This is a genomic window from Leisingera sp. S2M4 (assembly GCF_055398055.1).
In genome coordinates this window covers 45,828-66,935 of sequence record NZ_AP040861.1, presented here as the reverse complement: position 1 = coordinate 66,935, position 21,108 = coordinate 45,828, and the positions used below count along the sequence as shown (strand labels likewise).

Sequence of the window (21,108 nt, the reverse complement as noted above, 5' to 3'; positions counted from 1 at the left end):
TGTTACTCGCTTTCTGCTTGTGACGTGATACTGCGTCAATTACGGTGCGCGACAGGGATGTCGGGCACCGTTTTTCATTGGTCGGCATTCTGCCCCTATTGGGGGAAATATTTGATCCTGGGCGCAGATCCGGGGTCCAAAAAAATTGAGCATAGTGAATTGGGGAGGACCAGATGCGAGCGTCGGCATGTGCGGTATTGGCGTCGGCTTGCTCACTTGTGTTTACCAGTGCCTTTGCCAGCGCCACGTATGATTGCGCGGTGACACCTTTGTCTCGTTCCAGCTGGATGCCGCAGAATTACAAGATCGAGTTTGACCGCGGGTTCGTGCAGGCAAAGGTCGTCGACACGGTGATGGATCGTATCGAGACGGCAATCGTGCGGCACCGAAGCCCGCGCTCTCTGGTGCTGACATGGGACTCGGCCATGCATGAGCCAGTTGACGACGACATCGACGGCGACGCTGTCGGCTCACGTCGGTTTCGGGTCGTGCTCAATGTCGACAATCTGAAGATGAGCGTGGTTGTTGCGCCCAGTCACTCTGTCAACAAATTGGTGCGGGGTGCCGGGCGGTGCTACCGGGTGCAGTCACGGCGCTACAGCCCATACCCGCTGTATATTCAAGGACAAATCTGAAGAATCTGCCCGACCTGCGCGCAATCTCGGCGTTGTGGCCGTGGAGCTGGGCCGGGCTGACGAAAAGAAGGAAATTGGAAACAATATGAAGAAACTGATGTTTGCCGCCATTGCGATGATGTGCGCCGGAACCGGGGCCCATGCGGCCGTTCAGAACTATGACTGCACTGTCAAAAGCATCGAACAGCATGGCTGGATGCCCGACCGCGTGCAGCTGTCCTTCGACCCAGAGACCGGAAAGGCGCGGGCATACGATGGGTTCATCCATCACGCGCACGAGAAGCCGATTGATGTGAAGTTCAAAACGGTGCGCGGCAAGTACCGGATGAACTGGAGACTGCAATTGCCGAGCCGGGGCTCGGGAAAATTGCGCGTGAACTATACCGCGACGCTGACACCCGGCAGCAATGAGCTTCAACTGAAAGCGTCGTTTCCGATGAACAATGCGGCCAACTTGCCGCGCGGTGTCGGTCGTTGCCAGGAAGTCAAGGGCCGGTCTCTCTACTGATTGCGCAGATGGAATGCAGGAATTCACACAGCTGCTCTTGACCTGCTCAACTATGAATCGCATGTATCTGCTCAGCAACGCAAACTTTAATGACAGGGGGCCCAAATGGCTTTTGAACTTCCCGATCTTCCCTACGCTCATGACGCGCTGGCCGACAAAGGCATGTCCGCGGAAACCCTGGAATACCACCACGACCTGCACCACAAGGCCTATGTCGACAACGGCAACAAGCTGATCGCCGGCACCGAGTGGGAAGGCAAGTCGCTGGAAGAGATCATCACCGGCACCTACGACAAGAACGCCGTTGCGCAAAACGGTATCTTCAACAACATCTCGCAGCTCTGGAACCACAACCAGTTCTGGGAAATGATGGGCCCGGGCGAAAGCAAGATGCCCGGCGAGCTGGAAAAGGCACTGGTTGAGAACTTCGGCTCGGTCGACAAATTCAAAGAGGAATTTTCCGCAGCAGGTGCCGGCCAGTTCGGTTCCGGCTGGGCCTGGCTGGTGAAGAACGCCGATGGCTCGCTGGCGGTGACCAAGACCGAGAACGGCGTCAACCCGCTGTGCTTCGGCCAGACCGCGCTTCTGGGCTGCGACGTGTGGGAGCACTCCTACTACATCGACTTCCGCAACAAGCGTCCGGCCTACCTGACCAACTTCCTGGACAACCTGGTGAACTGGGAAAACGTGGCGTCCCGCCTGGGCTGAGATCACATTCCTCCCGCCCGCCTCCGTCGCCGGGGGCAAGGCTGATACAGTCGCCCGCGCAGCCTTGGCTGCGCGGGCTTTTTCCTGCCCGACAGGAACCCGGCCCCGCTCGTCCGCGTTGACTCCCTACATGTTGAAACGATGGAGGTTGCGATGGCTGAACGTAAAAGATCCAAGGACGGGCGCCGCGATACCGAAGAGATCCCGGGCGCACAGGGCACGATTTCCCAACAGGGACGGATCGGAGGCGACCTGCAGCGCGACATTGCTTCCGAAGACGAACTGAAGCGATCGAAATCGCGACCTGCGGGGAAGACCCGCGTCACCAAGTCGAAAGAGCAGGAGTAACACCATGGTCATGCTGAAGAAAGGCACCTGGGTGCTTGTCGCTGACAGTGAGAAAGCACTGTTTCTGGAAAATGTGACCGACACGCAGGATCCGCACCTGAAGGTGCGGCGCAAGGATGAGCAGGACAACCCGTCCGACCGCGAGCAATCGGCCAACCGGCCGGGACGCTTCAATGACGGTCCCAGCGTGCACCGTTCGGCCGTGGATGACACTGATTGGCACGAGCTGGCCAAGGAGCGTTTTGCATCCGACCTTGCGGACCGCCTCTATAAGCTGGCGCACAAGGGCGAGTTTGAACAACTGGTGCTCGTCGCGGCTCCCGAGGTTCTGGGCGAGCTGCGCAAGAACCTGCACCAGGAGGTGTCGGACAAGGTGATTGGCGAGGTCGCGAAGAACCTGACCAACCATGAAACCAGCAAGATCGAACACATGGTCAAAGAGGCGATTTCGGATCTCTGATGGCCGAGCCGGGGACTTGACCATCGCCCCTGTCCGGTGTCTGTCATGGCAGGCACGGGGCAGGGGCAAAACATGCGCGAAACACACAAGGGCGTCTTGGCGATGATCGCCGCCTGTACGGTCTGGGGGCTGTCGGGCATCTATTACAAGGCGCTGTCGCATATTCCGCCGGAACAGGTGCTGTCGCACCGTGCGGTCTGGTCGTTTATCTTCTTTGCCATGGTCCTGATGCTGCAGGGGCGGTTGCGCGAGCTGGCCGCCGCCTTTGCCGAGCGGCGCAATGCGCTGCTCTTGGTCTGCGCCACGGTGATGATCTCGCTGAACTGGTTCATCTTCATCTTTTCGGTGCAGTCTGGCTATGCCACCGAGGCGAGCCTGGGTTATTACGTATTCCCGCTGCTGAGCGTGCTGCTGGGTCGGCTGCTGTTCGGGGAGCGTCTGGCAACGGCCCAACTGGTGGCCGTGGCGCTGGCAGGGCTTGCGGTGGCGCTACTGTCTTTCGGGCTGGGTGCCGCGCCCTGGATTCCACTGGCGCTGGCGGTCAGCTTTTCCCTCTATGGTGTTGCAAAGAAACAGCTTCCCCTGGGACCGGTGGTTTCTGTCACGGCTGAGGTCCTGCTGCTGCTGCCGCTGGCGCTGCCGCTGATCTGGCTGACCGACGGCGGCGGTTTTCTGGGCGGCACGCGTGATGCCGCGATGCTGGCGTTCTCGGGCCTGCTGACCGGGCTGCCGCTGATCCTGTTCGGCTATGCCGCGCGGCGGGTGCAGCTGGGCACCGTCGGGGTGCTGCAGTACCTGAACCCGACACTGCAATTCCTGGTGGCGGTGCTGATCTTTGCCGAGCCCTTCAGCCCGTGGCACGCCGCCGCCTTTGTGCTGATCTGGAGCGCGGTTGCGGTGTTCTCGATGTCGGCGCTGCGTCAGGAGCGCGCGTCGCGCAGGGCGGCAATGGCAGCCACCGGCGTGTCGGCCCAGATCAGGTAGTCCGCGGTCTCCGGTCCGGCAAACCCCTGTTCGGTGACCTGCCGAAGCAGCGCCCGCAGCGGATCCCAGTAGCCATTAGTGTTCAGCACGACAATCGTCTTGCCGTGCAGCCCCAGCTGCCGCCAAGTCAGCGCTTCGAACAATTCATCCAGCGATCCGGCACCGCCGGGCAGCAGCAGGATGGCATCGGCGTTCCACAGCATGACTTTCTTGCGCTCATGCATGGTCTCCGTCACGACATAGGTGGACAGATCGCTTTTACCGACCTCTCGCCGGACCAGATGCTCGGGAATGACGCCAAAGGTGCGCCCACCCGCAGCCTGTGCGGCGCGCGCGACTTCGCCCATCAGACCGACATCGCCGGCACCGTAAACCAGCTGCAGCCCTTCCTGGGCCAGCAAGGTGCCGGTTTCGCGCGCGGCCTCGGCATAGGCTGGATCCGCACCGTGGCGCGACCCGCAGTAGACGCAGACGGATTTGATGCTCATTGGCCAGCCTTTCTGTGGAATTTCAAAGCGAAACGAAATTGGTGTTTTGACCAGTGATAGCGAGGTTGCTAGGTTTGCTCAACTAAGCGGAAGGGAACATTCCGCAAACGTCGAAGGGATCGAAATGGCGGATGGAACTGGAAGCAGGAGCCTCGGGGCTCTGACCATTGGGGGTATTGTCGGAACGGCGGTCGTCGTTGGCGGTGTCGTGCTGTATCAGCTTGGCGTGTTTTCGATACATGGCCCGGATGCGGTCAACACGCCGCGGCAGGAGGCTGACCGCAACACCCAGAGCGCCGATTTTGACGGCGCTGGCGATGAATCCGGTCAGCCATTGCAGAACCGTTCCAGCCAAGAGACCGCGGTCGCAGAAGACCAACCGACGCAAGGTGCGGGACAGGAACTGGCGGAAACACACGCCCCGCAAGCCGGTGACCAGAATCAAGGCGGGTCCCAAGACATTGCCCCGGAGAGCGGAGATGTCTCGACAGCGGAACATGAAGATATTGCTGCAAGCGGCGAGTCTGAAGGGATAAATCTTGATCCTGAAGGCGCGTCGTCGATCGCTGGCGACGCAGCGGCGTCGGGAGAACCCGAGATGGATGGGGCGAAAACGGAAGACGATCGCCCGACAGATCTCGCAGTTGAGGAGGCAACGGAGGACGGCGCGGACAGTGCTGCCTCGGGCACGGAGGACACCACGGCGGCTGGGGAGCCGCAAGATGGTGCGCTTTCGGCGCCGTCGCTGGACCTGGTGCGGGTGGACCGTGATGGGTCCGTGGTGATTGCCGGTCAGGCACAGGGCGGCGTGCAGTTGACCGTGCTGGTTGACGGCGCGCCACTGGAGCAACTGGAAGTGCCTGCCGGGGGCGAGTTCGCGGTCCTGACCACGATCACACCGAGCGATACACCCCGGGTGATTTCCCTGCTCGCTGAACATGCAGGAAAGAAGATCGCCTCGGCCGAGAGTTTCATTCTTGCCCCGGCCGACCAGATCGTCGCCGCGGGCACGCGGGAGCCGGAGCAACAGTCGCCTGCTGGAGATAGTGAGGGCACGGCGCCGGTCACTGAGGAGACTGTCGCAAGTCTGTCCGAGGGTAATCAGGACGTGGACGAACAGGGGGCGGACCTCACGGGCTCGCAACCCGAGGCGACCGGACGCGCAACGTCCGAGGGGCAGAGCGGTCCTGAGGATGCCACGCCTGCCACCGCGGGGGCAGACCAGCAGCCGGGGCAGGCGGTCGCGGTGTTGCGTGCCGATCAGGACGGGGTCGAGGTCGTACAGCCCGCCATACCCGCCGATCCCGAGCTCAGCGATGAGGTCGCGCTGGATGCGATCAGCTACAATGGGACCGGTGGCGTGGAACTCTCGGGGCGCGCGCGGCCGCAGTCGCGGGTCCGGATCTATGTGGACAACCGGGCCGTCGCCGAGCTGGAAGCTGCGGAAGATGGTCGCTGGAGTGGACGGCTGGAAGGTGTGTCTCCCGGGATCTACACCCTTCGGCTGGATGAGGTTGAGGTCGCGACTGGTTCTGTCGTGAGCCGTCTGGAAACCCCGTTCAAACGGGAAGCCCCGGAAGCCTTGCCGACGCCGACCGACGATCCTGCCCCGGATGCGGCTGCGCCGCTGGTGCGGGCTGTCACGGTCCAGAAGGGCGACACGTTGTGGGCGATTTCTCAGCAGCGCTATGGCAGCGGGTTTCTGTATGTCCGCGTGTTCGAAGCCAACCGGGAAGCCATTCGCAATCCTGATCTGATCTATCCGGGGCAGGTCTTTACGATCCCCGAGTGATTTCCCCCTGCGTCTGTCGGCACGCGCGTTGATCCGCCTCTCGCGGTTTTGCGGGAAAAGCATTAACCGTGCCGGTTCAGACACCCCAGCCCGCCTTCGCCAGGAGCCGCCATGAGCCAGACCGAGCAAGCCGCCGCGCCATCGTCTTCCGCCGCAATCGCAAGGGCCGAACGGCGTTCCGGTCTGCGCACCTTGCGGAAAGTGGGACCGTACCTTTGGCCGCGCGGCAATCGGGGCGTCAAGCTGCGGGTGGTGCTGGCTCTGGCGGTTCTGGTGCTGGCCAAGATCATCGCTGTTTACACGCCGATGCTGTACAAGGGGGCGGTCGATACCCTCGCCGGGGAAGGCGTGCCCCCGCTGGCGCTGGGGGCCGTTGGGCTGACCGTGGCATATGGCGTGGCACGGATCCTCACCACTGGTTTCCAGCAATTGCGCGATGCGGTGTTCGCCCCTGTCGGCCAGCGCGCGCTGCGTCGGCTGGCGCTGGAGACCTTTACCCATATCCACCGCCTGTCGATGCGCTACCACATTACCCGCAAGACCGGTGGTCTGAGCCGGATCATCGAGCGCGGCGTGAAGGGCGTCGAGTTCCTGCTGCGGTTCATGCTGTTTTCCATCGGGCCGCTGATCCTGGAACTGTCCCTGGTGGCGGTCATTCTGACAGTGCTGTTCGATGCGCGCTATCTTGCCGTGGTGGCCGGGACCATCGCGCTTTATGTCTGGTTCACCTTCGCTGTTACCGAGTGGCGGGTGAAGCTGCGCCGGGAGATGAACCAGCAGGATACCGACGCCAATCAAAAGGCCATCGACAGCCTGCTGAACTATGAAACCGTGAAGTATTTCGTGGCCGAAGAGCGTGAGGCGGCGCGCTATGACAGCGCGATGAAGGCCTATGCGCAGGCGGCGCTGAAGACAGCCTATTCGCTGGCCTTTCTCAACTTCGGCCAAAGCGTCATCATCACCGCGGGCCTGATCGGCGTGATGGTCATGGCGGCTATCGGCGTGCAGCAGGGCGGGTTGACGGTGGGCGATTTCGTCATGGTCAACGCCTACATGATCCAGATCACCGTGCCGCTCAATTTCCTGGGCACGGTATACCGGGAAATCCGTCAGAGCCTTGTCGACATGGGGGAGATGTTCGATCTTCTGGGGCAGCCTGCGGATGTCAGTGATCGTCCCGGAGCAACTGAGCTGAAGGTCTCGGGTGGTCGGGTCACCTTGGACAATGTGCGGTTTTCCTACGAGCCGGACCGGGAGATCCTGAAAGGGATTTCACTCGACGTGGAGCCGGGCCAGACCGTGGCAATCGTCGGCTCCACCGGATCGGGAAAATCGACCATCGGTCGGCTGTTGTTCCGTTTCTACGATGTCAGCGGCGGCGCGTTGTGCATTGATGGTCAGGATGTTCGCGATGTGACGCAGAAAAGCCTGCATCAGGCGATTGGCGTCGTGCCGCAGGACACGGTGCTGTTCAATGACACCATCCGCTACAATATCGCCTATGGCCGCGAAGGCGCCACGCAGGAAGAGATCGAGCAGGCGGCGCGGGACGCCCAGATCCATGACTTCATCGCGGCCTTGCCCGAAGGCTATGACACTCAGGTGGGCGAGCGCGGCCTGAAGCTGTCTGGCGGCGAGAAACAGCGGGTTGGTATCGCGCGGACCTTGTTGAAGAACCCGCCGATCCTTCTTCTGGACGAGGCGACCTCGGCGCTGGACAGCGATACCGAGCAGGAAATCCAGGGAGCCCTGGCGCGTGCCGGGCAAGGGCGCACGGTGATCACCATTGCCCATCGCCTGTCCACGATCGCTGACGCCGACCGTATCGTCGTTCTGGAACAGGGCGAGATTGCCGAAACCGGCACCCATCAGGAGCTTCTGGCCCGCCAGGGGCGCTATGCCCGGCTGTGGCAACGACAGCAATCGGATCAAGACAGCGCTTGATGGCCGTCACGGTCAGTTTTGGCAGTTGAGAAAAAGTTCCCGGAAAAGCGCCTTTCCGCGTCCGGGATGAGGCGCACGGCGGAAACCTGCAAGATGCACACCTCAGGTTGAGCGGAGAAAGGTCCAAGCGGATCGCTGGGGCGGCTTTGCGCTCAGCCCCGGGCCGGGTTTGGGCGAGCGGACGCCGGAAATTTGCTGTTCTGCGCTGGCATCTGGTGTGGAGCGCGGCCTCCACTTACCTCTGTTCATGGCTCACGGGAGAAACCGTGAGTCTGGAAAAAATGAACAGAATGAATGGAGTATCTCAAATGAAGTCCTTTGCACTGACGGCTGCTGCCGTGACCGCGCTTGCTGCTTCCCCTCTGGCAGCGCTGGATCTTGATGGCGCAACGGATATGGATGGCGACGGCTCCTACTCGCTGGATGAGCTGCAGGTTGTCTACCCTGAATTGAGCGCCGAGACCTTTGCGACCATCGATGCCGACGCTGATGGCGAGGCAACCGAGGACGAAGTGCAGGCCGCGGTGGATGCGGGCCTGCTGACTAAGGAAGGCTGATCCTCGTGACTTTCTTTGGCGCGCGAGGGCTTCGCGCGCCGTCCTCTCACACAGATGAAAATGGAGTATACAAGATGAAGACTTTTGCCCTGACCGCCGCCGCCCTGACCGCACTTGCCGCTGCACCGGTTGCCGCGCTGGACCTGAACACCGGCGTCAGCGTTGGAATCGGCGCAGAGGCCGATGTGGACGGCAATGGCACCTTCTCGATGGAAGAGCTGCAGGCCGCCTATCCCGAGCTGGACGCGGAAACCTTTGCAGCGATTGATGCCAACGCGGACGGCGAGGCCGACGAAGAAGAAGTTCAGGCGGCCGTGAACGCCGGCGTTCTGGCGAAATCTGGCTAACGCCAGGGACGCATCTTTGGCCTGACCCCGTTCAGGACAGGTCGGCTCTGGACCTCCCCCAAGCAAGAGCCTCGAGACCAACTGTACGTTTCCCCCCCCATAGGGTGAGGCCGAGATGCCATGGACTGGCCCCGTCTATATGACGGGGCCAGTTTGTTTGGGCAGCCTATTCAGCCGCGCGCAGGTCGCCACCTGCGGAGGGCGCTTGCGAGGGGGGCTGGGGATCGGAGGTCGTCGCATCGGTGTCGTCGTCTTCCCACAGAACTTCGGTGCTGGGCAGGGTGCGGGCCTTTTTGAAGAGGCGCGAATCCTGTGCGATGCGGCTTGAGCGCCCACGGGTAATCCGGGACAGTACCCGCCCGAGGGCGTGCATGTAGGTCGACAGCCAGACCCGGATCGCCAGCAAGGACGGGGTCACCACCAGCGTCAGTACGGTGGCAATGCCAAGACCAAAGACCACAGCGGTCGCCAGCTGCTTCCACCACAGCGCCGTGGGGCTGTCGATGGAGTAACCGCCGTCGATGAAGTCGAGGCTGACGCCGAACATCATCGGGGTCAGACCTGCCATCGTGGTGATGGTGGTCAGCAGTACCGGTCGGATGCGGGCCTCGGCGGTGCGGATGATCGCCTCGATCCGGGGCATCTTCTGGCTGAACTCCTGGTAGGTGTCGATCAGCACGATGTTGTTGTTCACCACGATCCCCGCCAGCGCCACGATGCCGGTGCCGGTCATGATGATCGAGAAGGGCTGCTGCATTACCATCATGCCGATGAGCACGCCGGTGGTGGACAGCACCACGGCCAGAAGCACCAGAACCGAGTTGTAGAAGCTGTTGAACTGTGCCAGCAGGATCACGAACATCAGCGCCAGCGCCCCGGCAAAGGCCTTGGACAGGAACGCGCCGGATTCCTCCTGCTCCTCCTGATCGCCGGTCCATTCCCAGCTGATGCTGCGCGGCAGCGGGTCGGTTTCCAGCCATTCGGTCAGCACCGAGATCCGCTCGTTCGGGTTCACCGGGCTGATCTTTGCACCATCGTCCAGGGCGGCCTGCAGCCCCTCTATGCTGGCGGCTCCGGTGAGCTGCACCAGCTGCAGTCGCTTGCCATTGGGGCCGACGACGGTATCGGATGCCGCAGGGGCGCCTTCCGGCAGCTCCCGCAGAACCGCCAGGCGGGTCGCTTCACCGCTGTCAGGGTCAGTAGCGACAACCTTGCTCAGGCCCAGCTCAACATCCGCTTTCACGTCGTAGTAACGTTCCTGTTCGATGCGGCTGATCTTGGCGAGTTTCGGAACCGGTTTGCGCGTGACGAAGTTCGACAGCGGCACCAGCCCGTCGGCGGTGCGCACCTTGAGCGTGTCGAGGGTGGAGAGCACCCGGTCTTCTTTGGGCAGGCGGACGCGGATCTCGATCTCTTCGTCCGAGCTGTCGACGCGCATGGTGTCCAGAAGGATGCCGCGGGTGACCAGTTGCACCATCGCGCCCACGGTCGCCACATCGGCGCCATAGCGGCCGGCCTTTTCGACATCGACGTCGATCTGCCAGTCGATGCCGGGCAGCGGCAGGCTGTCCTCGATCAGGATCAGGCCCGGGGTTTTGGCGAATTGCTCGCGCGCGGCGATTGTGGCGGCGGTCAGGTCTTCCCAGCTATCGCCGCGCAGACGCAGATGAACAGGCTTGCCGCTTGCCGGTCCCTGGGCGAGAGATCTGACTTCGACCTCAAAACCGGGCAGGGCGGCGAGTTGGCTGTTCAGCTCGTCGATGACGGTATTGCCATCGTATTCCTGCGCGATCACCTTCTTCTCAAGGCCGAGGTTTTCGCTCAGCCAGCGGCCAAACCAGCCATCCATGGGTTCGGTCTCGGTGGGGCGATCTTCCCACGGGATGATCTCGAACTGGACCTGACCAACAGTGTCCGGCGGGATCGAAGCGCCGGAACTGTCCGTGTTCAGGCCGCCGTCACCGGCAAAGGAGAAAACATTGATCACAGCGTGGTGGTTCAGGATGACCTGCTCGGTCGCGCGGACGAGGGCATCCTTTTCCTGAAGCGAAATGTTGCCGCGGGCCCGAACATAGGCCGTAGCCTGCTCAGGTTCCGATTCCACAAAGAATTCAACGCCGTAATTGTTCTCGCTGAACAACGAGAACACCGTCATGATGCCAAAGCCGACGGCGGCGATGGTCACCACCGGCATGACGGGATTGCCGGCGATGAACTTGATGAAATGGCCAAACGGGGAATGGTGGTAGCCGGTTCTGACTTCCCGTTCTTCGCGTTCAATCTTGACCGCGCTGAGGGTGATCGAGGCGGCAAACGCGCTGAGGGCAAAGACCAGTGCACCAAACACCACCGGGCCGATCCCGGCGGCATCAGCGCCAAGCAGGTAGCCCGGGTTCAGCATCTGCATCGCACCGGCGAACATGCCCCACATGGGAAGCGGCACAAGGGCGGCGCGTAGCCACCAAGGGGCGACCATGCGCAGAGTGCGGGACGCGCCTTCGAAGGTCCGGCTGATGCGGCCGGTCACACCGCCCATCACCGGCAGGTAGATCAGTGCCACCACCAGCGAGGCCGACAGAACGAAGATCAGGGTCACCGGCAGCATGCCCATGAATTCACCCGGCACGCCGGGCCAGAACAGCATCGGCAGGAAGGCGCAGAGGGTGGTCGCGGTGGAGGACACGATCGGCCAGAACATCCGCTGCGCCGCCTCGACATAGGCGTGCATCGGGCCAGTGCCTTCCTTGATCCGCTTGTCGGCGTATTCCACCACCACGATGGCGCCATCGACCAGCATGCCGACGGCAAGGATCAGGCCGAACATCACGATGTTGGAGATCGAAATCCCCATCAGCGCCAGAAGGGCAAAACACAACAGGAAGGAGGTCGGAATGGCAAACCCGACCAGCAGCGCGGCGCGGCTGCCGAGCGCCGATAGCACCACGATCATCACCAGCGCGATGGCGGTCAGCACCGAGCCCTCCAGCTGGCTGACCATGGAGCCGACCACGCGGCTCTGGTCGTTGGAGGTGCCCACCGTCACCGCAGCCTGCAGTTCCGGCGGCCACTTCGACTTGGAGACCTCCAGCGTTTCCTTCACCAGGTTCACGGTGTCGATCAGGTTGTAGCCCTTGCGCTTGACCACCTGCAGCGCCACCGTGTCTTCGCCATTGAAACGGGCGGTGCCTTCGCGGTCCTCGAAGGTGAAATTGATCTGGGCCAATTCGCCAAGCGTCACCACCCGGTCGCCATTGGTCTTCACCGGCAACTGGTAGATATCCTGAACGTCATCAAAGGACGACGGGATCTTCACTGCAAAGGAGCCCTGGGCGGTGTCGACTTCGCCCGCGGCAATCAGCTGATTGTTGTTCTGCACAACGTTGATCAGCTCAAGAGCCGTGACGTTATAGGCCTCGAGCCGCAACGGGTCGATCAACACTTCGACCATTTCGTCCCGATTACCGGCGATCCCTGCCTCCAGAACGGCGTCGAGGGCCTCAAGGTCATCCTGCAGGTCCTTGGCGATGCGCGCCATGGTCCGTTCCGGCACCGCCCCTGTCAGGTTCACGATGACGATGGGGAATTCCGAGAAGTTGATCTCGTTGATGGTGTATTTCTCGGCGCCCTCGGGGAACTCGGCCTCGGCCTTGTCCATCGCGTCGCGCACATCCGCCATCACCGCGGTCTTGTCCCAGCCGAACTCGAACTCCAGCGCCACCCCGGCATAGCCCTCGGCGGCGGTGGAGGTCATCTTGTCTAGCCCGTCGAGGTCGGCCAGCTCGGTCTCCATCACCTTGACCAGCAGGGTTTCTGAATCCTCGGCGGAAATGCCGGGGAAGGGGACAGAGATGAACAGAGCCGGAATTTCGATGTCCGGCTCGCCTTCCTTGGGGAGCATGGAATAGGCAAACCCGCCCACCAGGAGCGAGATTGCGATGAATGCAAGAACCATCCGGGCCCGGTTGGCGGCCCAGCCTACGATACCGGTCACTGGTCAGCCTCCCGGTATGTGGCTGCCACGGGTACGCCTTCGGTTACGAAATCCTGCCCGACCACGATGATGTCGGCTTCTGCTGGCAGCCCGCCCAGCCAGACGCCGTCAGCCTCGTCCCGCAGCAGTTCGACGGGAAAGAACTCCACCGTGCTGTCCTCGCCAACCACCCGCACGCCCAGACGGCCTTCGTTGTTGAGGGTCAGCGCCGATTGCGGAAGCTTGTGGGCGAGGGAGCCGGCCGAGGAAATCGCGATATCGGCCGTTTGCCCGTCGCGGATCGACAGATCCGGGTTCGGCACGGTGATCTCGACCTCGAAGGTCCGGGTTTGCGGGTCCGCGGAGCGGCTGAGGAAGGTGACCTTGCCCTGAACCTGCTGACCAGTGGCCAGCTTGGCGCCCGCAGAGGCCCCCAGGGTGACCTTGTTGACCTCGGCTTCGGGCACGTAGCCCACCAGTTTGATGGTGTCGAGCTGGATCACGGTGCCGCAGAGGCTGCCCGGTTGCAGCAGGCTGCCCAGCTCGGCGGTGTCGCTTTCCAGCAGACCGTCGAAGGGGGCGGTGATCTTCAGGTTGGCGATTTCCCGTTCGGCGGCCGCCACGGCGGCTTGCGCGGTACTTTCGGCTGCCTCGGCGGCGGCCAGCCGCGTTTCGGAGGCATAGCCGCCTTCCGACAGCTTGGAGGCTGCGGTGAGATTGATCCTGGCTTCTTTCAGCTGTGCCTGTGCCTGCAGCAGGGTGGCCGGGCGGGTGCCGGGATCCAGTTCACACAGAAGATCGCCCTTTTTAACGGCGGCGCCCTTGCGCAGCGGTTCGGAGATCACGGTCGAAGTGGTTTCCGCCCGCACCTCCACCTGGCGGATCGCCTGGGTCTGCCCCCGCAGGATCACCGCATTGCCGATGGTGCGGGCTTGGCTGCGCAGCGCGACGACCCCGATGCGTTTGTCGCCACCTTGCGCGGCGGAAGGCGCCGACGTGTCTTCGGTCACGGGTTCTGTGGCCTCCGGAGCGGTTTCCCCTCTGGCAAATGCCATCAGTTTCTCCCGTTCGATGATCACCATATAAAGACTGGCAGTCACCACGACGGCTGTCAGCATTGGGACAATACGCATGTCGGGCCTTTCTAAAATTCTTGCTTGGGTCCCGGAAAATATGTGCCGTCCGGCACAGGGCGCGGAATATGGGGCAAAGGGACTCGCGCGGAATTGATAGGCCAGATATAGGAGATGTCCATTCTAAACTAAGTGGTTCAGTTCACATTTCTGCCTTTTCCTGTCGGTTTTCCGGGGTTTCTGATGCAAACGGGCCACTTGGCTTGGTTTGGAAGGCAGGGTAAGAGGGGCACGAACGCATTCAATGCTGGCCCTCAATCGACCGTCGGGCCGCGCAGACCAGGGGCTTTTAATGAGCGACACCGACAGCTTTATCGACGAGGTGACCGAAGAGGTCCGCCGCGACCGGTTTTTCCACGCACTGAAGCGGTATGGCTGGATTGGCGGTGTCGCGGTCGCGCTGATCGTTGGCGGCGCGGCCTATCGCGAATACAGCAAGGCGCAGGAGCTCGCTGCAGCCCAGGCTCTGGGAGACCAGATCACCGCGGCGCTGGAGCTGGAAGAGGATACGGCGCAGGCCGAGGCGCTGGCATCTATCGAGGCTGAGACCGCCCGCGGGCGCGCCATTGTGGCCATGCTGGAAGCCGGTGCGCGGGCCAAGGCTGGGGACACCGCCGCGGCCAAGGATGAGCTGGAAGCCGTTGCCACCGATGCTGAAGTGCCGTTGATCTATCGCCATATTGCGAGCTTCAAGGCGCTGACATTGCAGGCCGACAGCCTGAGCATCGATGAGCGCCGACTGCAATATGAAGCCTTGGCGCAGCCCGGTGCACCTCTGGCGCTGCTCGCGTCGGAGCAGCTGGCGCTTCTCGATGTTGAAGACGGCAACACCCAGGCGGCAATTGATCGGCTGCGGTCAATTTCGCAAGACGCCGGTGCGAGTGCGGACTTGAAAGAACGTGCAACGCAGGTGATTGTGGCGCTTGGTGGTTCGATCGAGGCCACCGATACCCCGGAAGGGTAAGTCACGCAGACGCAGCCACGGACGCTACGACGACAGACCAGAGAGACCGGGACGAAGACCGGCACCACGGCACAGGGGCAGACAGGGCACGGCCATGAAAACATTCTCGACTTTCTCCGGCGCACGGGCGCTTTTGTGTGGTACGGCCCTGGCCGGGCTTCTGGTCGCTTGCGCCGAAGAGGAAGTCATCCTGCGCGGCGAGCGCGAGGACATTCGCCCGGAATACGCGGTGGAGGTCGTGAACCAGTCGCGCGCCATTTCCCTGCCGCAGCAGACGGTCAACACGAGCTGGCCGCAGGGCCATGGTGCCGAGGCGAGCCGGACCGCACATCCCGCATTGTCGGTGGCCCCGCAGCGGGTGTGGTCGGTGGGTATTGGCGCCGGTGACAGCCGCCGCCAGCGCATCACCGCAACGCCGGTTGTCGGAGGCGGGCGCATCTACACGCTGGACAGCGGGGCTCAGGTGTCGGCGGTGTCGCCGCAGGGGCAGCTGTTGTGGCAGGCCAAGCTGGTGCCTGCGGCGGATGACGACGGCCAAGCCACCGGTGGCGGCCTCGCCTATGACGATGGCGTGATTTATGTGTCTTCCGGCTTTGGCGTGCTGACGGCACTTGATGCCGGAACCGGGGCCCAGATATGGCGGCAGGAGCTGGACGCGACCGGTTCCGGCCAGCCGCGGGTCAGCGGAGGCTTGGTATACCTGGTGGCCGGCGATGACACCGGCTGGGCGGTGAACACCAAGGACGGCCGGATTGCCTGGCAGGTCGAGGCGGCCCCGTCGCCGTCCAATATTCTTGGCGCACCAGCACCGGTGGTGTCACGTGATCTGGCTATTTTTGCCTTTGGCTCTGGCGACCTGATTGCCACCTTCCGCCGCGGTGGCCTGCGGCGCTGGACTGCCTCGGTTGCTGGCCAGCGCACTGGGCGGACCTTGTCGCGGATCACCGATGTCACCGGGGCGCCGGTGATTTCCGGAAAGCGCCTTTACGTCGGCAACAACTCAGGCCGCACGGTGGCGATCGATCTGGACACCGGCGATCGGTTGTGGACCGCGAGGGAAGGCGCCAGCGGAACCGCCTGGCCTGCGGGAGACAGCCTGTTCCAGGTCAGCGATCTGAACCAGCTGCTGCGGCTGGATGCCCGTACGGGCGAGGTCATCTGGGCGGTGGATCTGCCGGGCTTCGTGAAAGACAAGCCGGGCAAACGGGGACGCATTTATGTGCACCACGGGCCGGTTGTTGCGGGTGGCCAGATTGTCGTTGCGTCCAACGATGGGGTGTTGCGCTTCTTCAATCCGCAGGATGGCAGCCTGACACGTACCATCGACGTTCCGGGCGGCGCGACCACCGCGCCGGTGGTTGCGGATCGCACGCTTTACGTGGTTTCCTCCAAAGGAGAGCTGCTGGCCTATCGCTGAGCGCTGGCACTTGCCGCGCGGATGCGCTATGGGGCACAACTTGAGTCGAAGAAAGCTGGTCTGATGTCCTTTACCCTCGCCATCGTGGGCCGTCCCAACGTGGGCAAATCCACCCTGTTCAACCGTCTTGTCGGCAAGAAGCTGGCCTTGGTCGACGACCAGCCGGGCGTCACCCGCGATTTGCGTGAAGGCGCGGCGCGGTTGGGGGATCTGCGCTTTACGGTGATTGACACCGCGGGTCTGGAAGATGCCACAGACAACTCGCTGCAGGGGCGCATGCGCCGACTGACTGAGCGCGCGGTGGACATGGCCGATATCTGCCTGTTCATGATCGACGCCCGGACCGGTGTGACGCCAACGGATGAAATCTTTGCCGATATTCTGCGCCGCAAGTCTGCCCATGTGATCCTGGCGGCCAACAAGGCCGAGGGCAATGCCGCCGAAGCCGGCGTTCTGGAAGCCTATGGTCTGGGCTTGGGCGAGCCGCTGCGCCTGTCGGGCGAACATGGCGAGGGCATGCCGGACCTCTATGGTGTCTTGCAGCCGCTGGCGGAAAAATTCGAAGCCGAGGCCGAGCGCCATGCCCCGGCGACTGATGTCGCTGTGGATGAGGAAATCGGCGAGGATGAAGAGGAAAGCATTCCTGTTCCCACCGATGCCAAGCCGCTTCAGGTGGCGGTGGTGGGGCGCCCCAATGCCGGTAAATCGACGCTGATCAACAAGATCCTGGGCGAAGATCGGCTGCTGACCGGTCCAGAGGCCGGGATTACCCGCGACGCGATTTCGCTTCGGATCAACTGGAACGACGTGCCGATGCGGGTGTTCGACACGGCCGGCATGCGCAAAAAGGCCAAGGTGCAGGAAAAGCTGGAAAAGCTGTCTGTCTCGGATGGTTTGCGCGCGGTGAAATTCGCCGAGGTCGTGGTGGTTCTCTTGGATGCCAGCATCCCGTTTGAACAGCAGGATCTGCGCATCGCGGATCTGGCCGAACGCGAAGGCCGCGCGGTCGTTGTGGCGGTCAACAAATGGGACGCCGAGGAGCACAAGCAGGAAAAGCTGCGCGACCTGAAGGAGGCCTTTGGCCGTCTGCTGCCGCAGCTGCGCGGCGCGCCGCTGGTCACGGTTTCGGCCAAGACCGGCAAGGGGCTGGATCGGCTGCATGACGCGATCATGCGTGCCTATACCACCTGGAACCGTCGGGTGCCCACCGCGGCGCTCAACCGTTGGCTGGTTGGCATGCTCGAACAGCACCCGCCGCCGGCGCCTCAGGGCAAGCGGATCAAACTGCGCTACATGACACAGGTCAAGAGCCGCCCGCCGGGGTTCGTTGTCATGTGCTCGCATCCCGACAAGCTGCCGGATAGCTACAATCGCTATCTGATCAACGGCTTGCGCGAAGATTTTGACATGCCGGGAACGCCGATCCGCCTGTACATGCGCGGTCAGGGGGACAAGAACCCCTACAAGGGCAAACGCCAGAAGAATGCAGGTGCGCTGGCCAAACACCTGAACAAGCGCGGCAGTTGACGCGGCTGCGGCTTCGCCCGCGCTAGGGGCTGGCTCTCGGGTTATCTGCCTCTCGAAATTGGGCACTCCGGGCAGGATACGCTGCGCGAGGCTGGCGTCACCTGAACTCACGGTGGCGCCTTTTTTCTGCCTATTCCGCGCGCGCCCTCGCGAGGCTTGCGTCTTGCAGATGTGTCAGCGAGACTTACCTCTACTGCAGAGTCATTTTAGCGGCCGGTTTCAGCAGGCCGTCATATTCTGCATTTATGAGGTGTCTTATGGATCTGAGGACACATACCCGCGCCTATTGCGTCAAGGACAACCGCTTGGCCGCGCTCAGCTATTTCGGAACATTTGCGGTTTACTTCGGAGCGTTGTGGCTTGCCATCGTCCATGTGGACCGTTGGTACATTCTTCTGCCGGCCGGGATTGTCTTCGCCTTTTCCGCCGTCCGCCTCTATGTGTTGCAGCACGATACCGGGCATCATTCACTGTTCGAAACCCGCGCCCAGAATGAGCTGGCAGGGCATGTTTTGTCACCTTTCACCTTTGCGCCTTTTGAGGTGATGAAGCAGAACCACAACCTGCATCACGCCAATGTCGGCAATCTAGAACATCGCGAAACCGGCGAAATCTACACGATGACACTCCGCGAGTGGCAGCAGGCGGGGTTCTGGAAGCGGCTGCAATACCGGCTTTACCGGAACCCGTTTATCTTGGTGCCGCTGGGGGCGGCCTTCACCTATTTCATCCGTTATCGCTGGCCCAAGAATACGCTGGAGTTCGGCGTCTGGGGGGTGATCCTGCACAATCTGGCAATCATCGGAATGCTGACGCTGCTGTATGCAGTTGCGGGGATGACCGGCGTCTGGGTGTGGCTGGTGTTTTCTTTCCTTGGTGGAATGATTGGGGTTTTCCTCGTCTACTTGCAGCATAATTTCGAGGACACCTACTGGGACCGCCGTCCGGATCTGAACCCGCAGGTTGCGGCCCTTCAAGGTTCGTCCTGCCTGGATTTCGGCTGGCTGTTCGACCTGGCGGTGGCGAATATCACGCTGCATGATATCCACCATTATAACGCGCGGATTCCTTCATACCGATTGCGCCAGTGTCACTACAGCCTGCCAGCTGAACTGGGCCTGCGGCGGATCGGATTTCTCGAGGCACTGCGTGCATTGACGCTGAAGCTTTGGGATGAGGACAAGCAAGCGCTGGTTCCGTTTCCGAGCTGACGACCGTCTGACCAAAGTGACCGATAACCGGGGCCTTGGCCTCCAACAACAGGGAAAAGGACAGGCATGATACCAGTTCAAAAATTGCGCGGCGTTGGCCCGGCACTGGCAAAGGCCTTGGCGGCCAACGGCATTCGCACGGCGGAGGACCTTTTGGCCCTGGAAGAAACGCGATTGCGGGAAATTCCGGCCATCGGAGCAAACCGCGCAAAAAACTTGCGGGCAACGGCGAAAGCAGCCGTGAAAGAGGCCAAACCGGAAGCCAAACCGGAAGCCGCCCCGGCGGATGCGTCCACAGAGCAGGGCGCGGTGAACGGCAAACCTGCCAATCGGATCGAAGCCGCTGAGAAGGCGGTTCAGGATGCGAAAGCGCGTGTCGAAATGAAAGCCCGCCTTGCCCGGGCCGAAGCGGCGCGGGTCGCTGCCGAGACAAAGGCTGCCAAGGCGAAAGCCAAAGCCGCCAAGGCCAAGCGCAAGGCCGCGAATTTGGCCGAGGAATTCGCCGAAGCCAAGATCAAGGCCAAGTTGAAGGCCAAGAAGGTGAAGGCCAAGGCCAAGAAGGCCATCGAGAAGGAAAAGGCCAAGGCGAAGGCTATCCTGGAAGGAATTAAGCCCGTGGAGCAGGAGAAATCTTCGCGGAAGAAAAAGAAGAAGTCCAAGTCCTGACAGCACAGGGCATTGACGCAAAGCAAAACGGCGCCACCGGGCGCCGTTTCGTTGTTGGGCTGATTGTGTGCAGCTGGCCGGATCAGGCCAGCTTGCCCTCGGCGGTCAGGGTGCGCTTTCCGCCGAGATAGGGCGCAAGCACTTCCGGCAGTTGAACCGAGCCGTCGGCCTGCTGGCCATTCTCCAGAACCGCGATCAAGCAGCGCCCGACCGCCAGACCCGAACCGTTCAGAGTGTGCAGGAACTGCGGCTTGCCGCCGTCGGCGGGTTTGAACCGCGCGTTCATGCGGCGTGCCTGGAAATCGCCCGTGGTCGAGACCGAGGAGATCTCGCGGTAGGTGTTCTGACCCGGCAACCAGGCTTCGATATCAAAGGTGCGGCGGGCGCCAAAGCCCATGTCACCGGTGCAGAGAATCACGGTGCGGTAGGGGATCCCAAGCCGCTCCAGCAGGTCTTCGGCACAGCGCAGCATCCGCTTCTGCTCGGCATCGGACTCGTCCGGGTGGGTGATCGACACCATTTCGACCTTCTCGAACTGGTGCTGGCGCAGCATGCCCGAGGTATCCTTGCCTGCGCTGCCTGCTTCGGACCGGAAACACTGGGTGTGGGCGGTCAGGCGGATCGGCAGGTCGGCCTCGTTCAGCACTTCGCCAGCGACCGAGTAGGTCAGCGTCACCTCGGATGTAGGCACCAGCCACCAACCGTTGGTGGTCTGATAGCTGTCGTCCCCGAATTTGGGGAGCTTGTCGGTGCCGTACATTGCCTCGTCACGCACCAGCACCGGGGTCTGGGTTTCGGAGAGGCCATTTTCGTCGACATGGACGTCGAGCATGAACTGCGCGAGCGCACGATGGATGCGGGCCACTGCGCCGCGCAGGAACACGAAACGCGAACCGCTGGTCTTGGCGGCGGTCTCGAAATCCATGCCGGCGGCAACACCGGGGATTTCAAAATGCTCTTTCGGCTCAAACCCCAGCGCCTTGGGTTCACCCCAACGGTTGACCTCGACGTTGTCATCCTCGTCGGCACCTTCCGGCACGTCGTCTGCGGGCAGGTTCGGAATCCGGGCGAGCTTGTCGGTCAGCTGTGCGTCCAGCTCCTTTGCCTCGGCGTTCATCGCCGCGACTTCCGCCTTTTTCTCGGCAACAAGCGCGCGCAGGCGCTCAAACTCCGCCTCGTCACCGCGGCCCTTGGCTGCGCCAACCTCCTTGGAGGCTTTCTTCTGTTCTGCCTGGGCGGTTTCCGCGGCGAGAATCTTGGCGCGCCGGGCTTCGTCGAGGGCCAGGATCTCGGCTGACACGCCCGCATCCCCGCGCCGCGCCAGTGCAGCGTCAAAGGCGGCAGGGTTTTCGCGGATTGCGCGGATGTCATGCATGAGAGTCTCTCCTGGCTTGGAAACAATTGAATCACTGGCCCCATCCTATGACGCAAGGGTGAACAAAGGGGAAG

Annotated in this window: 20 protein-coding genes; 15 read left to right on the top strand and 5 right to left on the bottom strand. The window is 62.3% G+C overall.

Annotated features, from left to right (window positions below; genetic code table 11):
* Positions 1–173: 173 nt before the first annotated feature.
* The 6 genes from ACZ52D_RS00380 to rarD all read left to right on the top strand — a co-directional run bounded on the left by ACZ52D_RS00380 (position 174) and on the right by rarD (position 3,643).
* Complete coding sequence (locus ACZ52D_RS00380; protein ID WP_464442099.1) at positions 174–635, top strand: hypothetical protein; 462 nt, start codon at positions 174–176, stop codon at positions 633–635.
* 85 nt (positions 636–720) lie between these two features.
* Positions 721–1,143, top strand: coding sequence for a hypothetical protein (locus ACZ52D_RS00375; protein ID WP_464442098.1), 423 nt, complete (start codon positions 721–723; stop codon positions 1,141–1,143).
* A gap of 105 nt (positions 1,144–1,248) precedes the next feature.
* Positions 1,249–1,851: a superoxide dismutase gene (locus ACZ52D_RS00370; RefSeq protein ID WP_222453674.1), complete on the top strand. Its 603-nt coding sequence runs from the start codon at positions 1,249–1,251 to the stop codon at positions 1,849–1,851.
* Positions 1,852–2,004: 153 nt separating this feature from the next.
* The gene (locus ACZ52D_RS00365; RefSeq protein WP_464442097.1) at positions 2,005–2,199 is read left to right on the top strand and encodes a hypothetical protein; all 195 of its coding nucleotides are present in this window, start codon (positions 2,005–2,007) and stop codon (positions 2,197–2,199) included.
* Positions 2,200–2,203: 4 nt separating this feature from the next.
* Positions 2,204–2,659 carry a host attachment family protein gene (locus ACZ52D_RS00360; RefSeq protein ID WP_464442096.1) on the top strand — a complete coding sequence of 152 codons (456 nt, stop codon included), beginning with the start codon at positions 2,204–2,206 and terminating at the stop codon, positions 2,657–2,659.
* Between the two features lie 72 nt (positions 2,660–2,731).
* Positions 2,732–3,643 (top strand): EamA family transporter RarD, encoded by a 912-nt coding sequence (rarD, locus tag ACZ52D_RS00355; RefSeq protein ID WP_464442095.1) that lies wholly within the window; start codon positions 2,732–2,734, stop codon positions 3,641–3,643.
* Here rarD and ACZ52D_RS00350 read toward each other — a convergent pair.
* Positions 3,580–4,131 carry an LOG family protein gene (locus ACZ52D_RS00350; protein WP_464442094.1) on the bottom strand — a complete coding sequence of 184 codons (552 nt, stop codon included), beginning with the start codon at positions 4,129–4,131 and terminating at the stop codon, positions 3,580–3,582. The two genes, rarD and ACZ52D_RS00350, sit on opposite strands and share 64 nt — an antisense overlap.
* An 82-nt stretch (positions 4,132–4,213) precedes the next feature.
* Complete coding sequence (locus ACZ52D_RS00345; protein ID WP_464442093.1) at positions 4,214–4,576, bottom strand: hypothetical protein; 363 nt, start codon at positions 4,574–4,576, stop codon at positions 4,214–4,216.
* 153 nt (positions 4,577–4,729) lie between these two features.
* On the opposite strand from ACZ52D_RS00345, the gene ACZ52D_RS00340 reads away from it, so the two are divergent.
* The 4 genes from ACZ52D_RS00340 (at position 4,730) to ACZ52D_RS00325 (ending at position 8,771) form a co-directional block, all read left to right on the top strand.
* Complete coding sequence (locus ACZ52D_RS00340) at positions 4,730–5,923, top strand: LysM peptidoglycan-binding domain-containing protein (RefSeq protein ID WP_464442092.1); 1,194 nt, start codon at positions 4,730–4,732, stop codon at positions 5,921–5,923.
* 111 nt (positions 5,924–6,034) lie between these two features.
* Positions 6,035–7,867 carry an ABCB family ABC transporter ATP-binding protein/permease gene (locus ACZ52D_RS00335; protein ID WP_464442091.1) on the top strand — a complete coding sequence of 611 codons (1,833 nt, stop codon included), beginning with the start codon at positions 6,035–6,037 and terminating at the stop codon, positions 7,865–7,867.
* Positions 7,868–8,175: 308 nt separating this feature from the next.
* Positions 8,176–8,424 (top strand): EF-hand domain-containing protein, encoded by a 249-nt coding sequence (locus tag ACZ52D_RS00330; protein ID WP_222453666.1) that lies wholly within the window; start codon positions 8,176–8,178, stop codon positions 8,422–8,424.
* Positions 8,425–8,498: 74 nt separating this feature from the next.
* On the top strand, positions 8,499–8,771 hold the full coding sequence (locus ACZ52D_RS00325; protein ID WP_222453665.1) for an EF-hand domain-containing protein: 273 nt from the start codon (positions 8,499–8,501) through the stop codon (positions 8,769–8,771).
* Positions 8,772–8,937: 166 nt separating this feature from the next.
* Here ACZ52D_RS00325 and ACZ52D_RS00320 read toward each other — a convergent pair whose 3' ends face one another.
* Both ACZ52D_RS00320 and ACZ52D_RS00315 read right to left on the bottom strand, forming a co-directional pair.
* Positions 8,938–12,762, bottom strand: coding sequence for an efflux RND transporter permease subunit (locus ACZ52D_RS00320; RefSeq protein ID WP_464442090.1), 3,825 nt, complete (start codon positions 12,760–12,762; stop codon positions 8,938–8,940).
* The gene (locus ACZ52D_RS00315; protein ID WP_464442089.1) at positions 12,759–13,874 is read right to left on the bottom strand and encodes an efflux RND transporter periplasmic adaptor subunit; all 1,116 of its coding nucleotides are present in this window, start codon (positions 13,872–13,874) and stop codon (positions 12,759–12,761) included. Before ACZ52D_RS00315 ends, ACZ52D_RS00320 begins: the two co-directional genes overlap by 4 nt.
* Before the next feature lie 292 nt (positions 13,875–14,166).
* On the opposite strand from ACZ52D_RS00315, the gene ACZ52D_RS00310 reads away from it, so the two are divergent.
* The 5 genes from ACZ52D_RS00310 (at position 14,167) to ACZ52D_RS00290 (ending at position 19,659) form a co-directional block, all read left to right on the top strand.
* Positions 14,167–14,838, top strand: coding sequence for a hypothetical protein (locus tag ACZ52D_RS00310; protein WP_464442088.1), 672 nt, complete (start codon positions 14,167–14,169; stop codon positions 14,836–14,838).
* Between the two features lie 94 nt (positions 14,839–14,932).
* Positions 14,933–16,255 carry a PQQ-like beta-propeller repeat protein gene (locus ACZ52D_RS00305; protein WP_464442086.1) on the top strand — a complete coding sequence of 441 codons (1,323 nt, stop codon included), beginning with the start codon at positions 14,933–14,935 and terminating at the stop codon, positions 16,253–16,255.
* 63 nt (positions 16,256–16,318) lie between these two features.
* Entirely contained in the window at positions 16,319–17,782 is a 1,464-nt protein-coding gene (der, locus tag ACZ52D_RS00300) for a ribosome biogenesis GTPase Der (RefSeq protein WP_417475066.1), read from the top strand.
* Positions 17,783–18,039: 257 nt separating this feature from the next.
* Positions 18,040–18,993 carry a fatty acid desaturase gene (locus ACZ52D_RS00295; protein ID WP_464442085.1) on the top strand — a complete coding sequence of 318 codons (954 nt, stop codon included), beginning with the start codon at positions 18,040–18,042 and terminating at the stop codon, positions 18,991–18,993.
* Positions 18,994–19,059: 66 nt separating this feature from the next.
* Positions 19,060–19,659, top strand: coding sequence for a helix-hairpin-helix domain-containing protein (locus ACZ52D_RS00290; RefSeq protein ID WP_464442083.1), 600 nt, complete (start codon positions 19,060–19,062; stop codon positions 19,657–19,659).
* Positions 19,660–19,741: 82 nt separating this feature from the next.
* Here ACZ52D_RS00290 and serS read toward each other — a convergent pair whose 3' ends face one another.
* On the bottom strand, positions 19,742–21,034 hold the full coding sequence (gene serS, locus ACZ52D_RS00285) for a serine--tRNA ligase (protein WP_417475060.1): 1,293 nt from the start codon (positions 21,032–21,034) through the stop codon (positions 19,742–19,744).
* Positions 21,035–21,108: the final 74 nt, after the last annotated feature.